General features: G+C 71.1%; 22 protein-coding genes. 17 read left to right on the plus strand and 5 right to left on the minus strand.

Translation table 11 applies throughout. The features are described 5' to 3' along the window. Positions 1–383: 383 nt before the first annotated feature. From Vqi01_RS26195 to Vqi01_RS26205, 3 genes are all read left to right on the plus strand, one after another. Entirely contained in the window at positions 384–1,964 is a 1,581-nt protein-coding gene (locus Vqi01_RS26195) for an MFS transporter (protein ID WP_204037636.1), read from the plus strand. 90 nt (positions 1,965–2,054) lie between these two features. Further along, positions 2,055–2,654: a TetR/AcrR family transcriptional regulator gene (locus tag Vqi01_RS26200; RefSeq protein WP_204037638.1), complete on the plus strand. Its 600-nt coding sequence runs from the start codon at positions 2,055–2,057 to the stop codon at positions 2,652–2,654. 90 nt (positions 2,655–2,744) lie between these two features. Then, positions 2,745–3,458: a DedA family protein gene (locus tag Vqi01_RS26205; RefSeq protein ID WP_204037640.1), complete on the plus strand. Its 714-nt coding sequence runs from the start codon at positions 2,745–2,747 to the stop codon at positions 3,456–3,458. Positions 3,459–3,509: 51 nt separating this feature from the next. Here the strand turns inward: Vqi01_RS26205 and Vqi01_RS26210 are convergent, their stop codons facing one another. Then, on the minus strand, positions 3,510–5,429 hold the full coding sequence (locus Vqi01_RS26210) for a helix-turn-helix domain-containing protein (RefSeq protein WP_204037674.1): 1,920 nt from the start codon (positions 5,427–5,429) through the stop codon (positions 3,510–3,512). A 15-nt stretch (positions 5,430–5,444) separates the two neighbouring features. Further along, positions 5,445–6,227, minus strand: a complete 783-nt coding sequence (locus tag Vqi01_RS26215; RefSeq protein WP_204037642.1) for a 3-hydroxybutyrate dehydrogenase — start codon at positions 6,225–6,227, stop codon at positions 5,445–5,447. A gap of 182 nt (positions 6,228–6,409) precedes the next feature. Here Vqi01_RS26215 and ruvC point away from each other — a divergent pair, with 182 nt between their 5' ends. The 8 genes from ruvC (at position 6,410) to Vqi01_RS26255 (ending at position 15,783) form a co-directional block, all read left to right on the plus strand. Further along, positions 6,410–6,937: a crossover junction endodeoxyribonuclease RuvC gene (ruvC, locus tag Vqi01_RS26220; RefSeq protein ID WP_204037644.1), complete on the plus strand. Its 528-nt coding sequence runs from the start codon at positions 6,410–6,412 to the stop codon at positions 6,935–6,937. After that, positions 6,934–7,536, plus strand: coding sequence for a Holliday junction branch migration protein RuvA (gene ruvA, locus Vqi01_RS26225; protein ID WP_204037646.1), 603 nt, complete (start codon positions 6,934–6,936; stop codon positions 7,534–7,536). The genes ruvC and ruvA overlap by 4 nt, the downstream gene beginning before the upstream one ends. Continuing rightward, on the plus strand, positions 7,533–8,633 hold the full coding sequence (ruvB, locus tag Vqi01_RS26230) for a Holliday junction branch migration DNA helicase RuvB (protein ID WP_204037648.1): 1,101 nt from the start codon (positions 7,533–7,535) through the stop codon (positions 8,631–8,633). The genes ruvA and ruvB overlap by 4 nt, the downstream gene beginning before the upstream one ends. A gap of 136 nt (positions 8,634–8,769) precedes the next feature. Next, on the plus strand, positions 8,770–9,108 hold the full coding sequence (gene yajC / locus Vqi01_RS26235; RefSeq protein WP_204037650.1) for a preprotein translocase subunit YajC: 339 nt from the start codon (positions 8,770–8,772) through the stop codon (positions 9,106–9,108). A gap of 278 nt (positions 9,109–9,386) precedes the next feature. Further along, the gene (gene secD / locus Vqi01_RS26240; RefSeq protein WP_204037652.1) at positions 9,387–11,270 is read left to right on the plus strand and encodes a protein translocase subunit SecD; all 1,884 of its coding nucleotides are present in this window, start codon (positions 9,387–9,389) and stop codon (positions 11,268–11,270) included. 1 nt (position 11,271) lies between these two features. Then, on the plus strand, positions 11,272–12,477 hold the full coding sequence (gene secF / locus Vqi01_RS26245) for a protein translocase subunit SecF (protein WP_204037654.1): 1,206 nt from the start codon (positions 11,272–11,274) through the stop codon (positions 12,475–12,477). A gap of 103 nt (positions 12,478–12,580) precedes the next feature. After that, a complete protein-coding gene (locus tag Vqi01_RS26250; RefSeq protein WP_204037656.1) occupies positions 12,581–13,147 on the plus strand; it encodes an adenine phosphoribosyltransferase in 567 nt (188 codons plus the stop codon). Between the two features lie 197 nt (positions 13,148–13,344). Further along, positions 13,345–15,783 carry a RelA/SpoT family protein gene (locus Vqi01_RS26255; protein ID WP_204037676.1) on the plus strand — a complete coding sequence of 813 codons (2,439 nt, stop codon included), beginning with the start codon at positions 13,345–13,347 and terminating at the stop codon, positions 15,781–15,783. 205 nt (positions 15,784–15,988) lie between these two features. On the opposite strand, the gene Vqi01_RS26260 is transcribed toward Vqi01_RS26255, so the two are convergent. Both Vqi01_RS26260 and Vqi01_RS26265 read right to left on the minus strand, forming a co-directional pair. Next, on the minus strand, positions 15,989–16,822 hold the full coding sequence (locus tag Vqi01_RS26260; RefSeq protein WP_204037658.1) for a peptidylprolyl isomerase: 834 nt from the start codon (positions 16,820–16,822) through the stop codon (positions 15,989–15,991). A 76-nt stretch (positions 16,823–16,898) separates the two neighbouring features. Beyond that, positions 16,899–17,819 (minus strand): peptidylprolyl isomerase, encoded by a 921-nt coding sequence (locus tag Vqi01_RS26265; protein WP_204037659.1) that lies wholly within the window; start codon positions 17,817–17,819, stop codon positions 16,899–16,901. 250 nt (positions 17,820–18,069) lie between these two features. Here Vqi01_RS26265 and Vqi01_RS26270 point away from each other — a divergent pair, with 250 nt between their 5' ends. Both Vqi01_RS26270 and hisS read left to right on the plus strand, forming a co-directional pair. Beyond that, positions 18,070–18,789: an MBL fold metallo-hydrolase gene (locus Vqi01_RS26270; RefSeq protein ID WP_204037661.1), complete on the plus strand. Its 720-nt coding sequence runs from the start codon at positions 18,070–18,072 to the stop codon at positions 18,787–18,789. A 53-nt stretch (positions 18,790–18,842) separates the two neighbouring features. Continuing rightward, on the plus strand, positions 18,843–20,171 hold the full coding sequence (gene hisS, locus Vqi01_RS26275) for a histidine--tRNA ligase (RefSeq protein ID WP_204037663.1): 1,329 nt from the start codon (positions 18,843–18,845) through the stop codon (positions 20,169–20,171). A gap of 195 nt (positions 20,172–20,366) precedes the next feature. On the opposite strand, the gene Vqi01_RS26280 is transcribed toward hisS, so the two are convergent. Continuing rightward, positions 20,367–21,197, minus strand: coding sequence for an SGNH/GDSL hydrolase family protein (locus tag Vqi01_RS26280; protein WP_204037665.1), 831 nt, complete (start codon positions 21,195–21,197; stop codon positions 20,367–20,369). Positions 21,198–21,443: 246 nt separating this feature from the next. Between Vqi01_RS26280 and Vqi01_RS26285 the strand changes: the two genes are divergently transcribed. The 4 genes from Vqi01_RS26285 (at position 21,444) to Vqi01_RS26300 (ending at position 26,185) form a co-directional block, all read left to right on the plus strand. Then, entirely contained in the window at positions 21,444–22,496 is a 1,053-nt protein-coding gene (locus tag Vqi01_RS26285) for a S1 family peptidase (RefSeq protein WP_204037667.1), read from the plus strand. 201 nt (positions 22,497–22,697) lie between these two features. Then, complete coding sequence (locus Vqi01_RS26290) at positions 22,698–23,330, plus strand: hypothetical protein (protein WP_204037669.1); 633 nt, start codon at positions 22,698–22,700, stop codon at positions 23,328–23,330. 130 nt (positions 23,331–23,460) lie between these two features. Then, entirely contained in the window at positions 23,461–25,266 is a 1,806-nt protein-coding gene (gene aspS / locus Vqi01_RS26295; RefSeq protein WP_204037671.1) for an aspartate--tRNA ligase, read from the plus strand. Positions 25,267–25,366: 100 nt separating this feature from the next. After that, positions 25,367–26,185, plus strand: a complete 819-nt coding sequence (locus Vqi01_RS26300; RefSeq protein ID WP_372444436.1) for an SDR family oxidoreductase — start codon at positions 25,367–25,369, stop codon at positions 26,183–26,185. Positions 26,186–26,284: the final 99 nt, after the last annotated feature.

Consider the following 26,284-nt stretch of genomic DNA (forward strand, 5'->3'; position numbering starts at 1 on the left):
CTGCATCGGGGCTGTCGCCGTGCGGCGAGAACCTGTTCGGTCAGCCATCCGGTTCAACGCCGCCGCGCCGGCCGGCATTCCGGCGAACCCCGGGCCGACCGACCCGACATACCCGACATCTCACGCAGGCGACGCAAGGGGTGCGCGGCTTGTGGGTGCGTTTCGCCGCCAGGGAAACAAGAACCGTCATGCCTGAAATGGGGCCACCCCGAGGCGGTCGGAGCCCGGTGCGGGGGCGGGATCGGGGGTGGGTCAGAAGCCGGTCGAGGCGGTGAAGTGACAGCCCTCACATCCGATACGGAACGGTTCCGTATCGTTAATGCCCGGCCTACGCTCAATGGGCGATTACGGACGGGACCGTATCGAAACCGGGGGGTGTGGAGATGCCGCCAACTGCGGAGAAGCCACCAAATGAGAACACGGGACACCCGAGGAGGTGGGCGATCCTCGGGGTGCTGGTGATCAGCCTGCTCGTGGTCGTCCTGGACAACACCATCCTCAACGTCGCGCTGCGTACCCTCGCCGATCCGGTGCACGGTCTCGGGGCCAGTCAGGGCGAGTTGGAGTGGTCCATCAACTCGTACACGCTGGTCTTCGCCGGGCTGCTGTTCACCTTCGGCGTGCTCGGCGACCGGGCCGGGCGGCGCCGGATGCTGCTGATCGGGCTGGTGATCTTCGGCCTGGCCTCGCTGCTCTCGGCGTACGCGCAGAGTCCGGCTCAGCTGATCGCGGCCCGCGCGCTGATGGGGATCGGCGGTGCGGCCATCATGCCAGCCACCCTGTCGATCATTTCCAACGTCTTCGACCCCCGGGAACGCGGGCGGGCCATCGGGATGTGGGCCGGCGCGGTCGGGTTGGCGGTGGCCATCGGCCCGGTCCTCGGCGGCCTGCTGCTGGAGCACTTCTGGTGGGGCTCGGTCTTCCTGATCAACGTGCCGATCGTCGCGCTCGGCGTGCTTCTGGTGGCACTGCTGGTGCCCGAGTCGCGGGACCCGGCCCCGGGCCGGATCGACGTGTTCGGCGTACTGCTCTCGGTGGTCGGCCTGGTCACCCTGACGTACGGGATCATCGACGGCGGCGAGCACGGCTTCGGCCGGCCGCTGGTCTGGGCCGCCATCCTCGGTGGCCTCGGGGTGCTGGCCTGGTTCGTCCGGTACGAGCGCCGTAGCAGCCATCCGTCGCTGGACGTACGGCTGTTCCGGGTGCCGCGCTTCGCCGCACCGGTGGCGATGATCGGGCTGGTCTTCTTCGCCGCCATGGGCGTGATGTTCTTCAGCTCGTTCTACCTGCAACTGGTGCGCGGCTACAGTCCGCTGGAGACCGGCCTGCTTTTTCTGCCCTTCGCCGTCGCCCAACTCGTCTTCGCTCCGCGCAGCGCGACCATGGTGCGCAGGTACGGGGCCCGGGCGGTCTCGGCGGTGGGGCTGATGCTCACCGCGGTGGCGCTGAGCGCGTACGCCTTCGTCGGCGCGGCCACCCCCATCTGGTTGGTGCTGGTCTTCTTCTTCCTCCAAGGCGCCGGGATGGCCAACATCATGCCGCCCGCCACCGAGTCGATCATGGCTTCGTTGCCTCGGGAGAAGGCCGGCGTTGGCTCGGCGGTCAGCAACACCATCCGTCAGGTGGCCGCGGCCCTCGGCGTGGCGGTGATCGGGTCGGTGCTGGCCGCTGGCTACCGCGGCGCTATCGGCCCGGCCCTGGCAGACCTGCCGCCGACGGCGCGCGAGGCGGCCGGGGAGTCGATCGCCGGGGCGTACGCCGTGGCCGAGCAGCTCGGGCCGGCGGCGCCGGGGTTGGTCGCGGCGGCCGACGACGCCTTCGTCTCGGCGATGCACTGGTCGGCGGTACTGGCCGCGCTGGTCGCGGCAGCCGGGGTCCTGGTGGCGTTGCGCTGGATGCCGGGGAGGCCCGGTACCGCTGCACCGGTGCCGGTGGGCGAGCCGGAGCTGGCCGGTGCGGCGTAGCGTCGGTGCAGGCGGAGTTGGCCGGTGTGACGTAGTGCCGGTGCGACTCCGAGTTGGCCGGTGCGCCCTGACATCGGTGAGAATGGCGAGATGACTGGCACGATGGATGCTCCGCGGCCGCCCGGCCGGCCGCGGAGCATCCGCGCGGCCGAGGCGATCATCGAGGCCCTGCTGGACCTGCTCGCCGAGGGCAGCACGATCGAGGCGATTTCGATCGAGGCGATCGCCGCTCGGGCCGGGGTCGGCAAGGCCACGATCTACCGCCGCTGGCCCGGCAAGGACGCCCTGCTGCACGACGCCCTTCGTACCCTCAAGGGCGCACCGCCGCAGCCGGTCGGCCGTTCCGTGCGGGAGGATCTGATCCTGCTGGTCGGCGGGGTCGGGCACAATGTCGACCCGCGCGCGGCGAAGATCATGCCGTGTCTGGTGCCCGAGGCGCAGCGCAGCCCCGAGCACTACGCGCTCTACCAGAACATCATCGAGCCCCGCCGGGCGGTTATGCGGGAGGTGCTGCGGCGCGGCATCCGGGACGGTGAACTCCGGGCCGACCTCGATGTCGAGGTGACCATGGCGATGCTCACCGGCCCGATGCTCATCCAGCGGGTGCTGAACTGGAACCCCGACCTCGACGAGACAGACCTCCCCGAAAAGATCGTCGACGGACTCCTGGCCGGCATCCGCGCCCGCTGACCGGCGACGCCGCGCTGGGGGCCGCTGCCGCCGTAGACTACGGGCGTCCCGAGCCGCGGGGCGGCTCGCCACAGTCATCGGAGGTCCGTCGTGTCGACGCCCGTCACCACCCTGGCCCTCGGACCGGACTGGCTCGCCCCGGAATGGTTGATCTCGACCTTCGGGCTGCTCGGCATCCTGGTCATCGTCTTCGCCGAGTCCGGCCTGCTGATCGGATTCTTCCTGCCGGGTGACTCGCTGCTGTTCACCGCCGGGCTGCTCGTCGCCGACGGAAGGTACATCACCTATCCGCTGTGGTTGGTGTGCCTGCTCATCACCATCGCCGCGATCGCTGGCGACCAGGTGGGCTACCTGTTCGGCCGGAAGGTCGGGCCCGCCCTGTTCCGCCGCCCGAACTCGCGTCTGTTCAAACAGGAGAACCTGCTCAAGGCGCACGACTTCTTCGAGAAGTACGGCGCCCGCTCGGTCGTGCTGGCGCGGTTCGTGCCGATCGTGCGGACCTTCACCCCGATCGTGGCCGGGGTCAGCCGGATGAACTACCGCACCTTCGTCACCTACAACATCATCGGCGGCATCCTCTGGGGCACCGGAGTGACCGTCCTCGGTTACTTCCTCGGCCAGGTCCCGTTCGTCAAGTCGAACATCGAGTTCATCCTGGTCGCCATCGTGGCGGTCTCGGTCCTGCCGATCGCCGTGGAGCTGCTCCGGGCACGGCTCGCCGCCAGGCGGGGCACCACACCGCAGGAGCGCGCCGGGGCCGAGGCGGCGATCCAGGAGACCCGCGAGCACTACGGCAAGCACTGAGCAGAGCACGGCAGGCACTGAGCAGAGCACGGCAGGCACTGAGCAGGCGGCTCAACCCTCGGCGGTACCCAGCCGGTGCAGGCGCAGGGCGAGCTGCACCTCCAGGGCCCGGTCGGGGTGCTGCCAGTCCCCGCCGAGCAGTTGCCCGACCCGTTCCAACCGCTGAGTCACCGTGTTCACGTGCACATGCAGCTTCTCGGCGGCCCGGGCCAGGCTGCCACCCACCCCGAAGTACGCCTCCAGCGTGCGCACCAGGGCGGTGCCCCGCCGGGCGTCGTACTCGATCACCGGCCCCAGGGTGGTGGTGAGGAACCGGCGTACGTCGGCCTCCCCGCCCTCGGAGACCGTGCCCAGTAACAGACCGACGAAGCCCAGCTCAGCGCTGCTCGCCCCCTGCCCGGCCCGGCCCAGCGCGACCAGCGCGGTCAGGCAGCGGTCGGCCTCCCGGAACGCGGCGGCCAGCGACGCCGGCCCGGTGGACGGCCCGCTCGCCCCGGCGGTCACCGGCCGTCCGGTGATCCGCGACAGATCCCGGGCCACCGCCCGGGCGCTGGCCCCGGCATCCCGCCCGGGCAGCATCAGCGCCACCCGGCCGTCGCGCGCCGCGGCCAGCCCGCCCCGAGCCGAGGCGTACGTGGTGGCCCAGGAAAGCACCCGCTGCCGGGCCGAGCCGGTCGCCGCGATGGCGTCCTCGCCCACGGCCACCAGCACATGCGTAGCGTCCAGGTCCACACCGAGGCGGTGGGCCCGGCTGCGCAGGGCGTCGGTGTCGCGCAGCGGTCGGGCGATGAGGTCGTCGAGCAACTCGCCCCGCACCCGCCCCTCCGCCTCGGCGACGGTCCGCCGGAACAGCAGCAGCAACGCGGTCACCAGGGCGGCCCGCTCCAGGATCCGCTGGTCGGCGTCGGCGAGTTCGCCCTCGGGGTGCAGCACCAGCGCGCCCAGGTTCTCCGCGCCGGCCACCACGGCGGCGTACCACAGCGCGCCCCGGCGTACGCTGCGTCCCTCGGTCCGGGACGCGGCCACCGCCTCGACGATCTCCGCCCGGTCCGGTTCGTCGATCTCGCCGACCCGCGCCAGCCGCCGGCCCTCGGCGTCCAGCGCCAACAGCGACCCGCCCAGCACATCGGTCACCGCCGCCGTCACGTCCTCCACCCCGCCGCCGCGCAGCACCAGCGCGGTCATCCGGTCGTGCGCCGCCGCGGCCCGCTCCACCGAGCTGCTGTGCGCCCGGATCGTGGTGTTGGCCGCCGACAGCTCCGCCAGCGCCGCGCGGGTCTCGGCCAGCAGCCGCGCGGTGTCGATCGCCACTGCGGCGTGCGCGGCGAGCGAGAGCAGCAGCGCCACCTCCTCGCGGGCGAACGGTCGAGCCGAGCGGTTCGCCGCGTAGAGCACGCCGATGCTGGTGGAACCGAGCCGCAGCGGCACCCCGAGGATGGCCACCAGCCCTTCCTCGCTGACCCCGGCGTCGATCTCCCGGGTGTGGTGGAAACGCTCGTCCTGCGGGTAGTTCGCGGTCACGTACGGGGCGCCCGACTGGGCCACCAGGCCACCGAGGCCAGCGCCCATGGGCAGCCGCAGCTGCTGGAACCGGGCCGAGACCGAGCCGTCGGTGACCCGCATGTAGGTGTCGCCGCGCTCGGCGTCGTTGAGGGTCATGTAGGCGACGTCGGCGTCGAGCAGGTGCCGGGCCCGGTGCACGATCGCCCGCAGCACGTCGTCCAGGTCCCGCAGCCCGGCCAGGTCGCGGACCGTGTCGTACAGGCCGGAAAGCTCGCTCTCCCGACGGCGGCGGCGTTCCAGCAACGCGCGGACCCGCAGCGCCACGGTCTTGGCCCGCTCCAGCTCGGCGATCCGGTCGGCGCTCAACCCGGCGGAGCGGGCGGCGACCAGCGGCCCCTCGAACTCGACCGTGGCCGCCTCCCGGGCGAGCAGTTCCAGGAACTCCACCGGCGACGACATGCCCGACATTGTCCGCACGCGCGATCAGCTCGCCGTCCACCCCCCGTCGAGTGCGATCGAAGCACCGGTGAGGAACGCGGCGGGCGGCGAGCAGAGGTAGGCCACCAGCTCCGCCACCTCCTCGGGCTCGATCAGCCGTTTGATCGCCGCCCGGGCCAACATGATCTTCTCGATCACCTCGGTCTCCGGGATGCCGTGGCTGGCCGCCTGGTCGGTGATCTGGCTCTGGACCAGCGGGGTGCGCACGTACGCGGGGTTGATGCAGTTGGCGGTGACGCCCTGCGACGCGCCCTCCAGCGCCACCACCTTGGACAGCCCTTCCAGCGCGTGCTTCGCCGAGACGTACGCGGCCTTGTAGGGCGAGGCACGCAGCCCGTGCACCGAGGAGATGTTGACGATCCGGCCCCAACCTCGGGCGTACATGTGCGGCAGCGCCCGCCGGACGAGCCGGAACGGTGCCTCGACCATCACCCGCTGGATGTACTCGAAGCGTTCGACGGGAAACTCCGGCACCGGGGCGACGTGCTGAAGCCCGGCGTTGTTGACCACGATGTCCACGTCGGCGTCGAGCCGGTCCACCGCCTCCCGGGCGGCGAGGTCCACCCCCTCGGCCCGGCCGCCGACCTCGGCGGCCACCCGCCTGGCCGCCGCCACGTCGCGGTCCACCACCAACACGCTGGCGCCGGCGCTGGCCAGCCGCAGGGCGCAGGCCCGGCCGATGCCGCTGCCGCCGCCGGTGACGAGGGCGGTACGACCAGCGAGGTCGACGTTCACGACGTGGGGGACCGCCACGGGTTCTGCCGTCATGGCGCATCAAATTACGAGCTGTGTTGCCGGGCGCACATGGGGTCGCGGCACACACTCGTACCGCATTCTGTGGTCGGCACGGACACCAGGCACCGTCGGGCGTGTCCCGGGGCGCGGCGGCGCCACCGCCTCGATAGGGTGTCGAACACATGTGCTGCCCGGGGCGGCGGGGAGGAGGCGGCGTGCGGGTGCTCGGCGTCGACCCGGGGCTGACCCGGTGTGGGGTCGGCGTGGTCGAGGGGATGCCCGGGCGACCGTGCACACTGGTCGCCTACTACGTCGTGCACACCGATCCGGCCGACGAGCTGCCGCTGCGCCTGCTGCATCTGGACCGCTCCCTTACCGGCCTGGTCGCCGAGCACCGGCCGGACAGCGTGGCCGTGGAGCGGGTGTTCAGCCAGCACAACGTGCGTACGGTGATGGGCACCGCCCAGGCCAGCGGGATCGCCGTGCTCGCCGGGGCGCGCGCCGGGCTGCCGGTGCAGACGTACACCCCGAGCGAGGTGAAGGCGGCGGTGACCGGTTCCGGCCAGGCCGACAAGGCGCAGATGACCGCGATGGTCACCCGGTTGCTGCGGCTGCCCGAGCCACCCCGGCCGGCCGACGCCGCGGACGCCCTGGCGCTGGCCATCTGCCACGTGTGGCGCGGTGGCACCCGCTCCAAGCTGGCCGCCGCCGCAAACCGGGCGAGACGAGGAGGAACGAGATGATCGCCAGTGTGCGTGGCGTGGTGACCGCGGCCGGCCCGGACCACGCGGTGATCGAGGTCGGTGGCGTCGGGCTGGCCGTGAAGTGCGCCCCGGGCACCATCGCCGAGCTGCGGGTCGGCCAGCCCGCACGGCTGGCCACCAGCCTGGTCGTCCGGGATGACTCGCTCACCCTCTACGGCTTCGCCGACGACGACGCCAAGTCGCTGTTCGAGCTGTTGCAGACCGCCAGCGGGGTCGGCCCCCGACTGGCGCAGGCGGTGCTCGCCGTGCACACCCCGGACGCCGTACGCAAGGCGATCGCCAACGCCGACACCGCCGCGTTGACCCGGGTGCCCGGGATCGGCAAGAAGAGCGCCGAGCGTCTGGTGCTCGAGCTGCGTGACCGGATCGGCCCGGTGCCCGTCGGCGCCGACGGCGCGGCCGGGGTCACCGGTGGCGCCTGGCCCGAGCAGGTGCGCCAGGCGCTGATCGGGCTCGGCTGGACGGCCGGGCAGGCCGACCAGGCGGTGGCCGCCGTCGCGGAGACCGTCGACGGTCCCACCCCGCCGGTGCCGGTGCTGCTCAAGCAGGCCATCCGGCTGCTGGGCCGGAACCGATGACCGCGTCCGGCTCGCTCGGACCGGCTGCGGCCGACTCAGAGAGCAACCTGGTCTCGGCGTACGTCAGCGAGGCGGAGCGGGACGCGGAGGTCAGCGTCCGGCCGAAGCGGCTGGACGAGTTCATCGCCCAGCACCGGGTCCGCGACCAGCTCGACCTGCTGTTGCAGGGTGCGATGCGCCGGGGTGCCCCGCCCGATCACATCCTGCTGTCGGGGCCGCCCGGCCTCGGCAAGACCACCCTGGCCAACATCGTCGCCGCCGAGCTGGGCACCGGCATCCGGGTGACCAGCGGCCCGGCGATCGAACGCTCCGGCGACCTGGCCGCGATCCTGACCAGCCTCGCCGAGGGCGATGTGCTCTTCATCGACGAGATCCACCGGATCGCCCGGCCGGCGGAGGAGCTGCTCTACAGCGCGATGGAGGATTTCCGGGTCGACGTGGTGGTCGGCAAGGGGCCGGGTGCCACCGCCATCCCGCTGGACGTCGAACCGTTCACCCTGGTCGGGGCGACCACCCGGTCCGGCCTGCTGACCGGCCCGATGCGGGACCGCTTCGGCTTCGTCGCCCACCTCGACTTCTACGCCCCCGCCGAGTTGGAGGCGCTGCTGCGCCGCTCGGCGCGCATCCTCGGCGTACCGATCACCGACGAGGGGGCGGCGGAGATCGCCGGCCGGTCGCGGGGGACGCCGCGGATCGCCAACCGCCTGCTCCGCCGGGTGCGGGACTTCGCCGAGGTACGCGCCGACGGCGTGGTCACTGTGGAGACCGCCCGCGCGGCGCTGACCGTGTACGACGTGGACGCGCTCGGGCTCGACCGACTCGACCGGGCGGTGCTGACCGCTCTGGTCGACTCGTTCCGGGGCGGCCCGGTCGGCCTGTCGACCCTGGCGGTGGCGGTCGGGGAGCAGCCGGACACGGTGGAGGAGGTCTGCGAGCCTTTCCTGGTGCGGGCCGGTCTGCTGGCCCGTACGCCGCGTGGCCGGGTGGCAACCGAGGCGGCCTGGCACCATCTGGGACGTACGCCACCGAATGGTACATTCGGCACCGAAGCTCCTCCAGTGCCCGATCTTTTCTCGATGGACGCCGATGAGACGTGATCTGTTCGTGATCTGTACCGCATTCGGCGTTCCCAGGTGGAGCGATTAGACTCGCCGCGGTCTGTACAGGATGTGAAAAACCGCCTCCGCCCGGTGCGCAGTGCCGGCCCGGAGGCCAATGGGAAGGTCGACAACCGTGCACTACGCAGCAGAAGGCGGCGGAGCGGGGAGCTTCACCCCGATCCTGATGATCGCCCTGCTCTTCGGCGTCATGTACTTCATGATGATCCGCCCGCAGCAGAAGCGCCGCCGCGAGGCCGAGGCGATGCAGTCCGGTCTCTCCGCCGGCGACGAGGTGGTCACCATCGGCGGGCTGTACGGCACGGTCACCGGTGTCGAGGACGACAGCGTCCTGCTCGAGGTCGCCCCCGGAGTGCAGACCCGCTTCGCCCGCCCGGCGATCGCCCGGGTCGTGACCAAGGCGGAGCGCCCCGCCGAGACGGCGGCCGAGGAGACCGACGCCGTCAAGGAATGAGCACCGCACCCACCCGGTTGGGCTCGACCGGGTGGGGGATCGCCCGCACGCGTCCCCGGCGGGTGACCGCCGACGCGTCGCGGTGAGACAACTGGATAGCAGGCCGGCGCCGGGCGCCGGCACGCCGGTCCGGTCCGGTCGATGCACCTCGCGTCGGCCACCCCCAGGCGGCGGCGTCAGCCCCGGGTGCCGTCGGGAAGGCAGATCGTCGGCCGGAGCATCCGGCCGAACCGCCGCCGCGCCGCGGCGGCGCGACCGTACAGGGAGACAGGACAGCCGTGGCACCACCTCAGGGACAGATGCGCCCGGGACGGCAGTTGGCCGTCCTCGCGGGCATGCTCGTCGTCCTCTATCTTTTGGTGTTCTTCTCGGGCGGCGCCAGCGGCGGCTGGAAGGACCGGCTCGAACCCCGTCTCGGTCTCGACCTCGTCGGCGGCACCCGGCTGACGCTGGAGGCGACCAACACCATCGACGGCCGGGCACCGACGGCGGCGAACCTCGAACGGGCTCGCCAGATCATCGAGAGCCGGGTCAACGCGTACGGCGTGGCTGAGGCCGAGGTGGTCACCGAGGGTGACCGCAACATCGTCATCTCCCTGCCCGGCGAGAACCGCGACCTCAGCGAGGTCGGCAGCGCCGCCGAGCTGCGGTTCCGCAAGGTCCTCAAGGTCGCCGACGGCAGCGGTGCGCTCCCGTCGCCGGCGCCCAGCCCGACCGCCGAGCCGACGGCGTCGGGCACCCCGAGCCCGGACGGCACCCCGAGCGCGACCCCCGACGCCAAGGCCAGCTCGTCGCCCTCTGCCGGCGGCCAGGGCGGCGGTGCGCCGACGCCCACCCCGAGCGCGACGCCGAGCGCCGCCCCGTCGCCGACCGCGAGCGAGGAGCCGGTGCCGCAGAGCATCGAGGAGCAGCGTCAGGCCGTCGAGAAGAAGGTCGGCGCCGAAGCCTGGGCCGCCGCCGAGGGGTTGCAGGCGCCGGCCGACCTGAGCGCCGACCCGGCGCTGGCCGAGAAGCTCAAGCCCTTCGCCGAGCTGACCGGCCGCGAGGTGGCGGTGCTGCCGGCCCAGATGCAGTTCAACGTGCCGACCATCAGTTGTGTCCAGCTCGACGACCGGCCCCCGGCGTCCATCTCCAACCCCGAGGTGCAGGTCGTCTCCTGCGAGGGGGGATACGCGAAGAACCTGCTGGACGTGGCGAAGGTGCTCGGCACCGACGTGTCCAGCGCCAGCGCGGTGCGTGACCAGACCAGCCAGTGGGTGGTCAGCTTGAACTTCACCAGCTCCGGCCAGGAGAAGTGGACCGCGCTGACCCGAGAGGCGTTCAACAACGAGGGTCAGGCGTGTGACGCCTCCGCGCTCGGCGACGAGGGCAAGTGCCGGGTCGCGGTGGTGCTGGACAACGCGATCGTCTCGTCGCCGCAGATCCAGGGTGTGCTCACCGGCAACTCCCAGATCACCGGCAACTTCAGCAACGCCGAGGCCGCCGAGCTGGCCGGCTTCCTGAGCTACGGCGCCCTGCCGGTCACCTTCGAGGCGCAGGAGTCGCAGAACGTCACCGCCACCCTGGGCGAGAGCCACCTGCGGGCCGGTCTGCTCGCGGCCGGCATCGGCATGCTGCTGGTCATCATCTACTCGTTCTTCTACTACCGGCTGCTCGGCTCGGTCATCTTCGCGAGCCTGGTGCTCTCCGCGATGCTGCTCTTCGGCGCCCTGGTGGTGCTCGGCCGGCAGATCGGCTTCACGCTCACTCTCGCCGGCATCGCCGGCATCATCGTCTCGCTCGGTGTGGCGGCGGACTCGTTCGTCATCTACTTCGAACGACTCAAGGACGAGATCCGCGAGGGCCGCAGCCCGCGCAGCGCGGTCAACCGCGCCTGGGTCCGGGCCCGCCGGACGATCATCTCGGCGAACCTGATCACGATCCTGTCGGCCCTGACGCTCTACATCGTCTCGGTCGGCACGGTGAAGGGCTTCGCCTTCGCCCTCGGCCTGGCCACCGTGCTGGACCTGGTCGTGGTCTTCCTCTTCCGGCACCCGATGATGGCCATGCTCGCCCGCAGCCGGGCATTCCTGTCCCCGCGGGTCAGCGGTCTCGGCCGGGTGCTGCCGGCCCGGTCGTCGGAGCAGGCCCAGTCCCGCAACCCGCGCGTCAAGGAGGCCTGAGATGGCCGCTGAGAACTCTCTGGCAAGCCGCCTCTACCGGGGCGAGGCCGGCCTCAACATCGTCGGCCGGCGCAAGATGTGGTTCACCGTGGCCGCTGTCCTGGTGGTGATCGCGCTGGGCAGCGTGATCTTCAACCGGTTCAGCCTGGGCATCGAGTTCGCCGGCGGCAACTCGTTCCAGGTCCCGACCAGCGTCGGCACCATGGCCGACGCGGAGGCCACCGCAGACCGGGCGCTCAGCGCCGAGGGCGCCCACGTGGTCACCGCGCAGAAGGTCGGCGGTGCCGGCGGCGAGTTCTACGAGCTGCGGACCACCCAGCTCGACGCCGAGCAGGCCGAGGCGGTCCGGCTCGCGATGGCCGAGCAGTTCGGCGTCGACCCGGCGAACATCAGCGCCAACCGGGTCAGCGAGGCGTGGGGTAGCCAGGTGACCAGCCGGGCCCTGCTCGGTCTGGTCATCTTCCTCGCGCTGGTGACGACCTATCTGGCCTTCCGGTTCGAGTGGAAGATGGCAGTCGCGGCCCTCTTCGCCCTGGTGATGAACCTGATCCTCACCGCCGGCATCTACTCGATCGTCGGGTTCGAGGTCACCCCGTCGACGATCATCGGTTTCCTCACCATCCTGGGCTTCGCGCTCTACGACGTGGTGGTGGTCTTCGACAAGGTGCAGGAGAACACCAGAGGGATCACCGCGAACAACAACCAGACGTACGGCGAGGCGGCCAACCTGGCCGTCAACCAGAGCCTGATGCGTTCGCTCAACACCTCGGTGGTGGCCCTGCTCCCGGTCGGCGGCATCCTCTTCATCGGGGCCGGCCTGCTCGGCGCGGGCACCCTGAAGGACCTCGGCCTGGTGCTCTTCGTCGGTATGGCCATGGCGTTCCTCACCTCGATCATGCTGGCCACCCCGCTGCTGGTGGTGCTGAAGAACCGCGACCCGCGGATCATGGCCCACAACAAGCGGGTGGAGGCCCGCCGGGGCGCGATGGGCGAGACGCCGGCCACCCGGGCCGGCAAGACCGCCGCCACCCCTGCCGATGAGCAGGAGGACGAGGAGGAGTCGGAGCCGGTACCGGCGGAGAGCGGCGCCCTGGCCGGCGCCGCCGCTCCCAAGGTGGGTGCCCGGCCCGCCGGCAAGCGTTCGGGCGGTGCTCGGGGCGGGCGTCCCCGGGGCGGCAACCGGCCCGGCAGCGGAAAGCGGCGCTGAGCCACCGAGAGCGACCCGGTAGGAACGGATCCGACGGCGTCCGGCATGCTGTGCGAGCAGCGCGCCGGACGCCGTCGACGTGTGGAAGGGGAGCGGAACTGCCGTGACGGAGACCCACAGCATCGGGGTACGCGGGGACAGCGGCCCGGAGACCGCCCGGCTGGTCGCCAGCCGAGTGCTCGACGTGCCCGACTTCCCCAAGCCCGGCGTCATGTTCAAGGACCTCATGCCGTTGTTCGCCGACGGCGACGCCTTCCGGGACGTGATCGACGGGATCATCGCTTACCACGGGCGTGATTCGTTCGACACCGTGGTCGGCATCGAGGCGCGCGGCTTCGTGATCGCCGCGGCCATCGCGTACGCGTCCGGGGTCGGCGTGGTGCCGGTCCGTAAGGCCGGCAAGCTGCCCCGGCCCGCCTATGCCGCCTCCTATGGGCTGGAGTACGGCGAGGCCACCCTGGAGGTGCACCAGGACGCCTTCACCGCCGGGCACCGGGTGCTGGTGGTCGACGATGTGCTCGCCACCGGGGGGACCGCCGGGGCGACGCTGGATCTGGTGGAGCGGGCCGGCGGGACCGTGGTGGGGTTCACCGTGGTGCTGGAGTTGTCCTTCCTCGGCGGCCGGCAACGACTGGCACCGCGTCCGGTCCATGCCCTGTTGACCGTTTGAGACGACCCCGCCACCGGGCGGAGCCGGCACGGTCCGTCCGGCGGAGCGGCGGGGCACCTTCGGTGCGGGTAGCATTGCCCATTGCTGAGGCGGACGGTCACCCGTCCGAGCGACGCGAGATCAAGCCGGCCGGTGGACGGTCGGTTCGTTTCCGGCGAGCGGTGAGGAGGCCGGTGTCCCACGATGTCGCCCCTCCGGTGGAGGGCACGGTGCACTCGACAGGCGACGCGGACGGCTCGGTGACCGATCGCAGCAGCGCCGCTCCGGCGTCCGGCGCGGTCCGGCCCGGCAGCGATCTGGCGCGTACGAGCATCGGCGCCGACGTGGTGCCCACCGAGGCCACCGCGGATCCGTCGCCGAGCGGTGGCTTCGGGTTGTCCCACGCGCCCACCGGCCGCCGGGTCCGGGCGCGGCTGGCGAGGTTCAACGCCCCGTGGCAGTCGTCGCAGGTCAGCGAGGTGCTGGAGCCGCTCATCGCCTCGCACCGGGAAAACCACCCCAAGGCCGACGCGCGGCTGTTGCAGCGGGCCTTCGACACGTCGGCGCGCTGGCACTCCGGTCAGTACCGCAAGTCCGGTGACCCGTACATCACCCACCCGCTCGCGGTGGCGACCATCCTGGCCAACCTGGGCATGGACACCACCACGCTGGTGGCCGCGCTGCTGCACGACACCATCGAGGACACCGAGTACACCCTCGACCAGATGCGCGCGGACTTCGGTGGCGAGGTCGCCCTGCTGGTCGACGGAGTCACCAAGCTGGACAAGGTCAAGCTCGGGGACGCGGCCAAGGCCGAGACGATACGCAAGATGGTCGTCGCCATGGCCAAGGACCCACGCGTCCTGGTGATCAAGCTGGCCGACCGGCTGCACAACATGCGTACGCTCTCCTTCCTTCCCGCGCCGAAGCGGGAGCAGAAGGCCAAGGAGACGCTGGAGATCCTCGCCCCCCTGGCCCACCGCCTCGGTATGAACACCATCAAGTGGGAGCTGGAGGATCTGGCCTTCGGCACCCTGTTCCCGAAGCGGTTCGAGGAAATCAACCGGCTGATCGGGGAGCACCAGCCGCAGCGGGAGGCGCTGCTGCGGCAGGTGACGCAGAAGGTGCAGACCGACCTGAAGGCCGCCAAGATCAAGGCGGAGACCACGGGTCGGCCGAAGCATCTCTACTCGATCTACCAGAAGATGATCGTGCGGGGTCGGGACTTCAACGACATCTACGACCTGGTGGGGGTGCGGATCCTGGTCGACACGGTGCGGGACTGCTACGCGGCGTTGGGCGTGATCCACGCGAACTGGCAGCCGGTGCCGGGGCGGTTCAAGGATTACATCGCCATGCCGAAGTTCAACATGTACCAGTCGTTGCACACCACGGTGATCGGCCCGACCGGCAAGCCGGTGGAGATGCAGATCCGCACGTACGCGATGCACCGTACGGCGGAGTTCGGCATCGCGGCGCACTGGAAGTACAAGGAGCACAAGGGCACGCAGATCGTCGGGCCGCCGGCACACATCGACGAGATGACCTGGCTGCGGCAGCTGCTGGACTGGCAGCGGGAAGCGGCGGACCCGAGCGAGTTTTTGGACGCGCTGCGGTTCGACCTGTCCAGCCAGGAGGTGTACGTCTTCACCCCGAAGGGCGACGTCATTCCGTTGCCGACGGGGTCGACGCCGGTGGACTTCGCGTACGCGGTGCACACCGAGGTGGGGCACAAGTGCATCGGGGCGCGGGTCAACGGCAAGCTGGTGCCGTTGGAGTCGACGCTGTCCAACGGTGACGTGATCGAGATTTTCACGTCGAAGTCCGACACCGCCGGCCCGACGCAGGACTGGTTGGGTTTCGTCAAGAGCCCCCGGGCGCGCACGAAGATCCGACAATATTTCAACAAGGAGCGCCGCGAGGAGGCGATCGAGGAGGGCAAGGACTCGATCGTCAAGGCGATGCGCAAGCAGGGCATGCCGTTGCAGCGGATGCTCACCTCCGACAACCTGATGGCGATCGCCCGGGACCTGCACCTGCCCGACGTGGCGTCGCTGTACGCGGCGGTCGGCGACAGCCAGGTCTCCGCGCAGTCGGTGGTGCAGAAGCTGATGGCCACCTACGGCGGCGAGGAAGGCGCGGCCGAGGACCTCGCCGAGACCGCGGTGGCCACCCGCCCGCCGCGCAGCCGGGCCTCCAGCCACGACCCGGGTGTCGTGGTCCGTGGCGTCAGCGACGTGTGGATCAAGCTGGCCCGCTGCTGCACCCCGGTGCCGCCGGACTCGGTGTTCGGCTTCGTGACCCGTTCCGGCGGGGTGAGTGTGCACCGCGACGACTGCGCCAACGCCGAGGACCTGCGTGCCCAGGGGGAGCGGGTGGTCGAGGTGAACTGGAAACTCACCTCCGCCTCCACGTTCCTGGTCGCCATCCAGGTGGAGGCCCTCGACCGGCACAAGCTCCTGGCCGACGTCACCCGGGTGCTCTCCGACGAGCGGGTCAACATCCTCTCCGCCACCGTCACCACCACTCGCGACCGGGTTGCGGTGAGCCGGTTCAGCTTCGAAATGGCTGACCCCAAGCACCTGGGCCACCTCCTGGCCGCCGTACGCAAGGTAGACGGCGTCTTCGACGCCTACCGCGTAACCTCCGGCTCCTAGCCCACCCGCCCCCCACCCACCCGCCGCCCGCCCGCCGCCGTCTGCGCCGATCATGGACTTTTGGTCGCCTTTTCGCGTTGTTTGACCCGTTATGCGGCGACAACAACTGCAAGATCGGCGCGGCTAGGGGGGTGGGGGTGAGGGGTGGGGGATGGTGAAGCGCCCGACGGCGGGGCCGGCGGGCGCTTCGGGGAGGTACGGGGGTTTAGGCGTCGGTCATGGTGAGGTCGGTGATGATGACCTCCTCTTTCGGGTGGCCTCCGCCGGCGCTCTGGGCGAACGCGCCGTCGTCGCCGGCCTTCGCGACCTCCTCGACGATGTCCATGCCGCCGGTGATCGTGCCGAGCACCGTGTAGTCCGGGGGCAGCGGCGAGTCGCCGTAGACGATGAAGAACTGGCTGCCCGTGGTGGCGGGCTGGTCGGTCTTGGCCATCGCGATGACGCCCGCCGGGTACGGCGGACGCATCTCAGTCGGCAGGTTCTCCTCGGCCATCCGGTAGCTCGGGCCGCCCATGCCGTCGGTGTCCCGCCAGCCCTTGCCGGTGGCGCTCGGGTCTCCGCACTGGAGCACCTTGATGCCCTCGGTCACCAGCCGGTGACACTTGGTGTTGTCAAAGAAGTCCTTCTCGGCCAGGTGGGTGAAGCTGCCCGCGGTGCACGGGACCGCCGACCGGCTGATCCGGGCGGTGATCGGGCCGAGATTGGTGTTGATCGTCATGGTCTGGTTGCCGACCCGGCTCTGCCGGGCGTCCGGCAAACCGACATCCTTGGTCTGCGGGGTCCGCTCACCGGCGGGGAGCTCGATCCAGTCGCACTGCACCGAGGTCGCGTCCTGGGCGGCGTTGTCGGTGCCGCTGTCGTCGCCGATCAGACTGCTGACCAGCCAGACCGTGCCGGCGACCACCAGCAGCAGGGCCACGCCGCCCCCCACGATCGCCTGCGTCTGGCGGCGTTTGCGGGCCCGGGCAGACCGTTCGGCCATCTCCTTCTCGAGCCGCGCGCGGGCCGCCGCGCGCTGCCGCTCTCTGGTGGACGTCACGCCTCGATCCTCCTGGACGATATGTGGATGCCGCTGCTGTGGTGGAATTCGCTGGTTCAACCGGCAATTCGCTGGTTCAACCGGCGTTCGGGCTGGCCTCGGGCACGCCGGACGCCTCGGGGTTCGGCGTGCCCGTGGGGGCGGACTCGGCGGGCGATGCCGGATCCAGCACCGGCTCACCGACGGTCAGACTCTGGACGACCACGTCGTCGTTCTCCGGCTTGACCTTCTCCCCAGCCCCATTGTCCACGGTCGGCAGGGCTCCGATCTTCTCTACGACGTCAAGCCCTTCGGTGACCCGACCGATGATCGGGTACTGCGGTTCGTCGGTGGGGGTGTGGTCCTTGAAGAAGATCAGGAACTGGCTGCCGTTGGCACCCGGCGGGTTCGAGATCATGGCGACCGTGCCCTTGGGGTAGGTCGGCGGCGCGTCCGGGGCCGGGCTGGCGCTCGGCGACGCCTCCGGCGCGCTGGGCACGTTTTCGCTGTGGAAGGAGTACGTCGGGCCACCCAGCCCGGTGCCGCTGGGGTCGCCGCAGCGTACCGCGCCCTCGGGCCTGATCTCGTGGCACTTGGTGTTGTCGTAGAACGACTGGCTCGCCAGGTGGGCGATGCTCGCGGCGGCGCACGGGGCGCTCGCCAGGTCCAGCTCGATGGAGATCGGCGAGCCCTGGTTGGTGACGACGGTCATCGGCCGGGTGCCGGTGACCGGCAGCCCGCTGGTGGCCGGCTCGCCGACGTCTTTGAGGTTGCTGTTGCCCGCGGTGTTCTGCGGAGTCCAGAGGCAGACCTCATCGGCGGCGCGGGTGTCGGTCGGCTCGGAGTCGAAGGCGCCCAGCGCCCAGGCCGAGCCGACGACGACCAGCACCAGGATCAGAGCGGCGCCGACCCCGGCGCGGATCTGCCGGCGGCGTTTGGCGGCGGCGGCCCGGCGGGCCAGTTGCCGGTCGAGCTTGGCCCGCGCCAGTTTGCGCTGCCGGTCCCTGCTGGAAGCCACCCGTGCTCCCCTTTCCTCTACCCTGGTCGTCAGCCGGTGGTCGCGTACCCGTCGGGCGGCAGGTGCGACACGCCACACGCCCGCCAGAGTGTACGGGTACCGGCTGGGAAAGTCGTGTACGAGGTCGATGCCGATGTTCATCGGGGTGCTTCGGTGCCGGCTGGTGCAGGTGGGACGGATGTGCGATGACCGGTCGGAACGCCGGTTAGGCTGCCGGCAGGACGACAGTACCGACGGAAGGGGAGCGGACGTGCTCGTGGCCGGCTTTCCTGCGGACGCCTTCGGCACCAACTGCTACGTGGTCGCCGCCGCGCCCGGGGAACAGTGCGTGGTGGTCGACCCCGGCATCGGGGTGATCGACCGGCTCGACGCGCTGCTCGCCGAGCACCGCCTGCACCCGGCCGCGGTGCTGCTCACCCACGGGCACCTCGACCACACCTTCTCGGTGGCGCCGGTCTGCGGGGCGCGGGGGATCACCGCGTACGTGCATCCCGACGACCGGGAGCTGCTGGCCGACCCGGCCAAGGGCCTGTCGGCGGACCTCGCCCAGCTGTTCGGCGGCCGGCTGCCGTACGCCGAGCCGGAGGACGTCGCCGAGCTGGCCGACGGCAAGACGCTCACCCTCGCCGGGTTGGAGATCACCGTCGACCACGCGCCCGGCCATACCGGCGGGTCGGTGCTTTTCCGGCTGCCCGGCGCCGGCTCGCCCTGGGAGGCGGAGCAGGTCTGCCTCTCCGGTGACGTGCTGTTCGCCGGCTCGATCGGCCGCACCGACCTGCCGGGCGGCAGCATGCCGACGATGCTCACCAGCCTGCGGGAGAAGATCCTTCCGCTCGCCGACGACACCGTCGTACTGCCCGGCCACGGCCCCGCGACCACCATCGGCCGCGAGCGCGCCACCAACCCGTACCTCCTCGAGGTGGCGGAGTTGGACGGTGGGCGACCGCCGGCCCCCACCCGCGGTCTCTAGCCGGCCGCGTCGACGACCTCACCGCGCTGCCCGCGTGGCCCAAGGAGCAAGTCATGAGCAAACCCACGCCCATCTCCGGCTTCCCGGAGTGGACGCCCGCCCAGCGGATGATCGAGCAGTTCGTCCTCGACCGGATCCGGTCCACCTTCGAGCTGTACGGTTTCGCGCCCCTGGAGACCCGGGCCGTCGAGCCGCTGGACCAGTTGCTGCGCAAGGGGGAGACCTCGAAGGAGGTCTACGTGATCCGGCGGCTGCACGGCGACCAGGACGGCCCCGCCGCCGACGACAGCCTCGGCCTGCACTTCGACCTGACCGTGCCGTTCGCCCGGTACGTGCTGGAGAACGCCGGTAAGCTCCCGTTCCCGTTCCGTCGCTACCAGATCCAGAAGGTGTGGCGCGGTGAGCGCCCGCAGGAGGGGCGCTACCGGGAGTTCCTCCAGGCCGACATCGACATCGTCGACCGGGACACCCTCGCGCCCCACCACGAGGCGGAGATGCCGCTGGTGATCGGCGACGCGCTGCGCTCGCTGCCGATCCCGCCGGTGCGCATCCAGGTGAACAACCGCAAGATCTGCGAGGGCTTCTACCGGGGCATCGGGCTGACCGACCCGGAGGCGGCGCTGCGCGCGGTCGACAAGCTCGACAAGATCGGCCCAGCCGGGGTGACGGAGTTGCTGGCCGCCACGGCCGGGGCGAGCGAGGCGCAGGCCAAGGCCGTGTTGTCCCTGGCCGAGATCTCCGCGCCGGACGCGTCCTTCGCCGACGCGGTGCGCGCGCTCGGGGTCAGCGACTCGCTGCTGGACGAGGGAGTCGAGGAGTTGGTCCGGGTGGTGGAGACCGCCGCCGCGCACTCGCCCGGTCTCTGCGTGGCCGACCTGCGGATCGCCCGGGGCCTGGACTACTACACCGGCACCGTCTACGAGACGCAGATGATCGGGTACGAGCGGTTCGGCTCGGTCTGCTCCGGCGGCCGGTACGACAATCTGGCCAGCGCCGGCAATGTGCGCTTCCCCGGCGTCGGCATCTCGATCGGGGTGACCCGGCTGCTCGGCCTGCTCTTCGGCGCGGGTGCCCTGTCGGTGTCCCGGGAGGTGCCGACCTGTGTGCTGGTGGCGGTGACCAACGAGGAGCTGCGGGGCGTCAGCAACCGGGTCGCCGAGGGCCTGCGCTCGCGCGGCATCCCCACGGAGGTCTCGCCGAGTGCGGCGAAGTTCGGCAAGCAGATCAAGTACGCGCAGCGGCGCGGCATTCCGTACGTCTGGTTCCCCGGCACCGACGGCGCTCCCGACGAGGTCAAGGACATCCGCTCCGGCGAACAGGTGCCCGCCGCGGCAGGCGAGTGGACACCTCCCCGAGCGGACCTCAAGCCCCTGGTGAGCTGACCCGCCCGCCGCCCCGCCCGCCGCCCCCGCCCGCCGCCCCCGCCCGCCGCCCCCGCCCCCCGCCCGCCGCCCGCGATCTTGCACTTTTGGTCGCCGTTACGAGGCTTGTGCCCCGTTTTGGGCCGACACAAAGTGCAAGATCGCGGTTGTGGGTGGGTGGGTGGGTGGCGGGTGGGTGGGGCGGGGTCGTGAGGGCTACCAGGCGAAGCCGGCGGGGTAGGAGACGGTGGCCAGGACCTGTTGGCCGGTGGCGTTGGGGTGGAAGTAGTCCCAGCCGGAGAGTTGGGCGAGAGTGAACGGGTAGCTGAAGACGGCGTTGCCGTCGTACTTGCAGTTCGACCCGTAGGCGGCGCAGGCCGCAGCGAGCTGGCCGTTGAAGTCGATCACCCGCTGCCGGACCCGGTTGCGCCGGTCGACGTCGGCCTGGGCTGTGGAGGTCGGGTTGGCCAGGATGGACTGGCAGATGCCAAAGAGCGACCAGGCCGTACGGGCGCTGCTGCTGCCCTTGCCGACCGACCAGAGGCGGTGCACGTCCGGGATGCTGATCACGTAGACCTTGGCGTTCGGCAGGCCGGACTTGAGGCGGGCCAGGGCGGAGTCGATGTTGGACCGGAAGGTGGCGGTCGAGGTCATCGTCGACTCGGAGCTGGTGCAGGCGTCGTTGGCGCCGATCAGGATGGTCACGTAGCCGACGCCCTGGCTGACTGCGGTGCCGGCCTGGCCGTACAGGTCGGCGGACTTGGCCCCGGTGCGGGCGGCGTTGTGGTTGCGGCCGTTGATGGCCGAGTTGACCCGGCGGATGCGCAGGTAGTGGCTGTTCACGGCGGAGTCGTCGCCGGTGCTGAACGAGCGGCTGGTGCAGTCGACGTACCACCCGCAGGCGTTGAAGCCGCGGGTGATGGAGTCGCCGAGGCTCGCCATCGAGGTGGGTGGGGGACCGGGATCGGCGGTGGCGGGAGCGGTTGCCAGCAGGACGAGGGCGGTGACACTGGCGAGGGTGGTCAGCGTACGTCGGACGAGGGTCATCGTGGCCTCCGGTGACGGTTGCCGGACTTGCGACGGTGACCTGAGCGTATAGATGACCTTCTGTATCCACAATGTTGCGGAGCGGTTACGTGTGGCCGGTGGGTGAATCCGGGCAAACAGGGGTCTTGCCTACGAACTTAAATATGTGAATACTTGCCCTCGCTTGGCCATTTCCCCAGGTGGCTGAGTTGCCCCCTGCCCTGTCGCCATGACAGGGCCTCAAACCCCGATCAGGGAGGCTGTTACATGCGACCCACAAGGTCAATGCTGCGTCGTGTCGTCACCGTCGCCGCCGCCGGAACCCTGGTGGCTGGCGCGCTGGCCGGCACGCCTGCCCAGGCGGCGCCCGCGTCCGCCTCGCCCGACGCCGCGTCCGCCCTCGCCGAGCGGCTCGGCGACCGTGCCGCCGGCGCGTACGCCGACGCCACCGGCACGATGGTCGTCGCGGTGACCGACAGCCTGGCGGCCCGCCAGGTGGCCACCGCCGGCGCCACTCCGAAGCTCGTCAAGCGAGGTGCCGCGGAGCTGAACCGGGCCACCGCCGAACTGGACCGCTCCGCCGCGATCCCCGGCACCGCCTGGTGGATCGACCCGGCCACCAACCAGGTCGTCGTCTCCGTGGACAGCACCGTGACCGGCGCGAAGCTGGAGCGGGTCAAGGCCGCTGCGGCGCGCACCAACGGCGCGGTCCGCATCGAGGCCGAGGCCGGCGTGCTGAGCACCCGCATCTCCGGCGGCGAGGCCATCTACGCACAGGGCGGCGGACGCTGCTCGCTCGGCTTCAACGTGCGGGCCGGCAGCACCTACTACTTCATCACCGCCGGGCACTGCACCAACATCGCCGCGAACTGGTACAGCAACTCGGGCCAGACCGCCCTGCTCGGCTCGCGTACCGGCAGCGTTTTCCCGGGCAGCGACTACGGCATCGTGCGGTACAGCAACCAGACCACCGTGCAGCCGGGCAACGTCTCCCTCTACAACGGCAGCTACCAGGACATCACCAGCGCCGGCAACGCGTACGTCGGCCAGTCCGCCCGGCGTTCGGGCAGCACCACGGGCGTACGCAGCGGCTCGGTGACCGCGCTCAACGCCACGGTCAACTACGCCGAGGGGCAGGTCCGGGGTCTGATCCGGACCAACATCTGCGCCCAGCCGGGTGACAGCGGTGGTTCGCTGTTCAGCGGCAGCGTCGCCCTCGGCCTGACCTCCGGCGGCAGCGGCAACTGCTCGACCGGCGGCACCACCTACTTCCAGCCGGTCGGGCCGGTGCTGAGCCGGTACGGCGTCAGCGTCTACTGATCCTCTTTCCTCGAACTTCTCCTCCGCCTGCGGGCCGCCGGATTCCTCCTCCGGCGGCCCGCACCACGTCTGGGGATCAATCCCTGACCAGGCGGTCAGCCGGCGGCGGTCGGCGTGGCCATCGACGGTACGGCCGAAGTGTCGGCCTGGACATCCCGGACTGGGGCTGTGCCAGAGCCGGCCATCACGTACGTTCACCCGATGGTCGTACGGTTCCTGGCGCAGCTCCGCCCACCAGTTGTCGTGTGCGGGCAGGTGTTCGCCTGGCTGCTGCTCACGGTGGACGCGCGTCGTGAATGGAGTGCGTACTGGTTTGTCGTGCTTCTGCTGGTGCTCGGCGCGCTTGCGGCGATACCAGCGGCATTTGTCGGCTCGCCGAAATTCCGGCTGATCGCCCTGGTCACACACACCATCGGGGTCGGCATCGTCGCGTTGGCCCTGTATGACACGGCGGACAAGCGTGCCCTGTGGGCGTATGCCCTGGCCGCCCTGGGGGCGGTGGCCTTGCCGGCCAGCCGGCCGGCGCTCGGTCGGCCGACCGTGATCGGGGTGGGGTTGGCCTTCGTGCTCACCATCGGCGTATCGGCTCCTGCGCTGGCATGGGGTGGTGGCCAGCCCGAGGCGGTGGTGTGCGTACGGCCGGGAGAGTCCGTTGACGAGCTGATCCGCGACAGCCACCGCTTCGATCCTCATCACCTCATTGCCGGCTTTGGATTCGACGGGCCGCACACCTCGTGCCTGGAGGTGCTGTTCGATCCCGGTGCCACGGCTGACGATGCCGGCGACGTCGTGCGCCGCTACTCCGTGGACCCCAGGGTCGTGTCCGTGAACTGAGGCGTCGGGTGTTAAGAAGGGGCCCTTCCTCTACCGGAGGCGTTAACAAGGGCCCCTTCCTTACATCCGGAAAGTGGGGGCGGGCAGAATGCCGGGAGGCAACGTAGAACAGACGAGGGAGACACACGTCGTGATCCGTACCCATGACGCCGGCAGCCTGCGCGCGACGGACGCCGGCAGCACGGTGACGCTGGCCGGGTGGGTGGCCCGCCGGCGCGACCACGGCGGGGTCATCTTCGTCGACCTGCGGGACGGCTCCGGCGTGGTCCAGGTGGTGTTCCGCGAGGAGGACGCGCACGCGCTGCGCAACGAGTACTGCGTCAAGGTCACCGGTGAGGTGACCCGCCGGCCCGAGGGCAACGAGAACCCGGAACTGCCCACCGGCGAGATCGAGGTGACCGCGACCGAGCTGGAGGTGCTCTCCGAGGCGGCGCCGCTGCCGCTGCCGGTGGACGACCAGGTGACCGCGGGTGACGACGTACGGCTCAAGTACCGCTACCTCGACCTGCGCCGCAGCGGCCCGGCGGCGGCGATGCGACTGCGCTCGCGGGCCAACCAACTGGCCCGCACCGTGCTGCACGAGCGGGACTTCCTGGAGATCGAGACCCCGACGCTGACCCGGTCCACGCCGGAGGGCGCCCGCGACTTCCTGGTCCCGGTGCGCCTGCAGCCCGGCAGCTGGTACGCGCTGCCGCAGTCGCCGCAGCTGTTCAAGCAGTTGCTGATGGTCGGCGGCATGGAGCGCTACTACCAGATCGCCCGCTGTTACCGCGACGAGGACTTCCGGGCCGACCGGCAGCCGGAGTTCACCCAGCTCGACATCGAGATGTCGTTCGTCACCTCCGACGACGTGATCGACCTCGGTGAGGAGATCGTCGCCGCCCTCTGGTCCGATCTGGCCAATCACCGCATCCCCCGGCCGATCCCGCGGATCACCTGGCACGACGCCATGGCGCGGTACGGCTCGGACAAGCCGGACCTGCGTTACGGCGTCGAGTTGACCGAGCTGACCGACTACCTGCGGGGCACCCAGTTCCGGGTGTTCGCCGGCGCGATCGACGCGGGCGGGTACGTCGGCGCGGTGGTCATGCCCGGCGGCGCGGCCCAGACCCGTAAGGAGTTGGACGGCTGGCAGGACTGGGCCAAGGCGCGCGGCGCGAAGGGCCTGGCCTACGTGGTACTCGACGCCGAGACCGGTGAGGCGCGCGGGCCGGTGGCGAAGAACCTGTCGGCCGAGCACCTGGCCGGGCTGGCCGACGCGGTCGGCGCCAAACCGGGCGATGCGATCTTCTTCGCCGCCAGCCCGAACAGCCGCGAGGCGCAGGAGCTGCTCGGCGCGGCCCGGATCGAGATCGCCAAGCGCGCCAACCTCGTCGACGAGAGCGCCTGGGCGTTCTGCTGGGTGGTCGATGCGCCGATGTTCGAGAAGACGGACGAGGGCGACTGGACGGCAGTGCACCACCCGTTCACCTCACCGAACGCCGAGTGGGTCGACCGGTTCGAGGAGGCGCCCGACCGGGCCCTGGCGTACGCGTACGACATCGTCTGCAACGGCAACGAGATCGGCGGCGGCTCGATCCGTATCCACCGCCGCGACGTGCAGCAGCGCGTCTTCGACCTGCTCGGCATCACGCCCGAGGAGGCGCAGGACAAGTTCGGCTTCCTGCTGGAGGCGTTCAGCTACGGCCCGCCGCCGCACGGCGGCATCGCGTTCGGTTGGGACCGGGTCTGCATGCTCCTGGCCGGTGCCGACTCGATCCGCGAGGTGATCGCCTTCCCGAAGACCCGGGGCGGCTACGACCCCCTCACCGGCGCACCCACCCCCATCACCGGCCAGCAACGCGCCGAGGCCGGCATCGACGCCAAGCCCAAGCCCCAGCAGGTGCCCCACACCGGCACCGCCGGCCCCGCCGCCCCCGTAGCCGACCCCACCTGACCCTCGCGCCCGCCCTTTCCGCGTTGATCATGAAGTTATTGCCATCCCCAAGCGGCGTGTCGTGACAACAACTTCATGATCAACAGGGCGCAGGAGGTGTGTGCCAGTGCGGGTGTTGGTGGTGGGGGGTAGCGGGTTTCTCGGGCGGGAGGTTTGCCGGCGGGGAGTTGCCGGCGGGTGCCTGGTGGTGGGGACGTACCACTCCGGGTCCGTCGGGCTGCCGGGCGTGCAGGTGCGGCGGTTGGACGTGACCGACCGGGCCGCGGTGTGCGCGCTGGTGGCGGAGGTACGCCCCGACGTCGTGATCGGCACCACCTACCGGTACGCCGACTGGGCGGCCACCGCCGACGGGGCGGGCAATGTGGCCTTCGCCGCCGCCGAGGTGGGCGCGCGGCTGGTGCACATCTCCAGCGACGCGCTGCACGCCGGGCGCCCCGAGCCGTACGCCGACGACGACCCGCCCAGCCCGATCTTCCCGTACGGTGCGGCGAAGGCCGCCGCGGAGACGGCGGTACGCGCGATCGACCCCGGTGCCGTGCTGGTGCGTACCTCGTTGATCGTGGGGGAGGGCAGCCCGCAGATCCGGCTCTGCCGGGAGGCCCTGGCCGGGCGGGGAGCCTTATTCACCGACGAGTTGCGGTGCCCGGTCGACGTCAGTGACCTCGCCGCCGCCGTGCTCGAACTGGCGGCCTCGGACTACGCCGGCCCGCTCAACGTGGCCGGCCCCGACGCAGTCAGCCGGGCGGACCTGGGCCTGCTGGTGGCCCGCCGGGCAGGCGTGGACCCGGCCGCCCTGAAGACCACCACCACCGCCGAGCACGGTCTGGTCCGTCCCGCCGTGATCCGCCTGGACACCACCCGCGCCGCCGCCCTGCTGCGGACCCGACTGCGCGGCGTAACCGAGCTGCTCGCCCCCTGAGTCGACCGCGCCGCTCGCCACCCCGCGCCGCTCGCCACCCCGCGCCGCTCGCCACCCCGCGCCGCTCGCCACCCCGCGCCGCTCGCCACCCCGCGCCGC

It is taken from the genome of Micromonospora qiuiae, from assembly GCF_016863555.1.
Taxonomy (GTDB): Bacteria; Actinomycetota; Actinomycetes; order Mycobacteriales; family Micromonosporaceae; genus Micromonospora; species Micromonospora qiuiae.

Coding starts and splice junctions, on each gene's coding strand:
- Vqi01_RS26200 (WP_204037638.1), top strand. CDS start 2,055: ATGACTGGCACGATGGATGCTCCGCGGCCGCCCGGCCGGCCGCGGAGC.
- Vqi01_RS26215 (WP_204037642.1), bottom strand. CDS start 6,227: ATGACGGCAGAACCCGTGGCGGTCCCCCACGTCGTGAACGTCGACCTC.
- ruvA (WP_204037646.1), top strand. CDS start 6,934: ATGATCGCCAGTGTGCGTGGCGTGGTGACCGCGGCCGGCCCGGACCAC.
- Vqi01_RS26195 (WP_204037636.1), top strand. CDS start 384: ATGCCGCCAACTGCGGAGAAGCCACCAAATGAGAACACGGGACACCCG.
- Vqi01_RS26210 (WP_204037674.1), bottom strand. CDS start 5,429: ATGTCGGGCATGTCGTCGCCGGTGGAGTTCCTGGAACTGCTCGCCCGG.
- hisS (WP_204037663.1), top strand. CDS start 18,843: ATGAGCAAACCCACGCCCATCTCCGGCTTCCCGGAGTGGACGCCCGCC.
- Vqi01_RS26280 (WP_204037665.1), bottom strand. CDS start 21,197: ATGACCCTCGTCCGACGTACGCTGACCACCCTCGCCAGTGTCACCGCC.
- Vqi01_RS26285 (WP_204037667.1), top strand. CDS start 21,444: ATGCGACCCACAAGGTCAATGCTGCGTCGTGTCGTCACCGTCGCCGCC.
- ruvB (WP_204037648.1), top strand. CDS start 7,533: ATGACCGCGTCCGGCTCGCTCGGACCGGCTGCGGCCGACTCAGAGAGC.
- Vqi01_RS26290 (WP_204037669.1), top strand. CDS start 22,698: ATGGTCGTACGGTTCCTGGCGCAGCTCCGCCCACCAGTTGTCGTGTGC.
- secF (WP_204037654.1), top strand. CDS start 11,272: ATGGCCGCTGAGAACTCTCTGGCAAGCCGCCTCTACCGGGGCGAGGCC.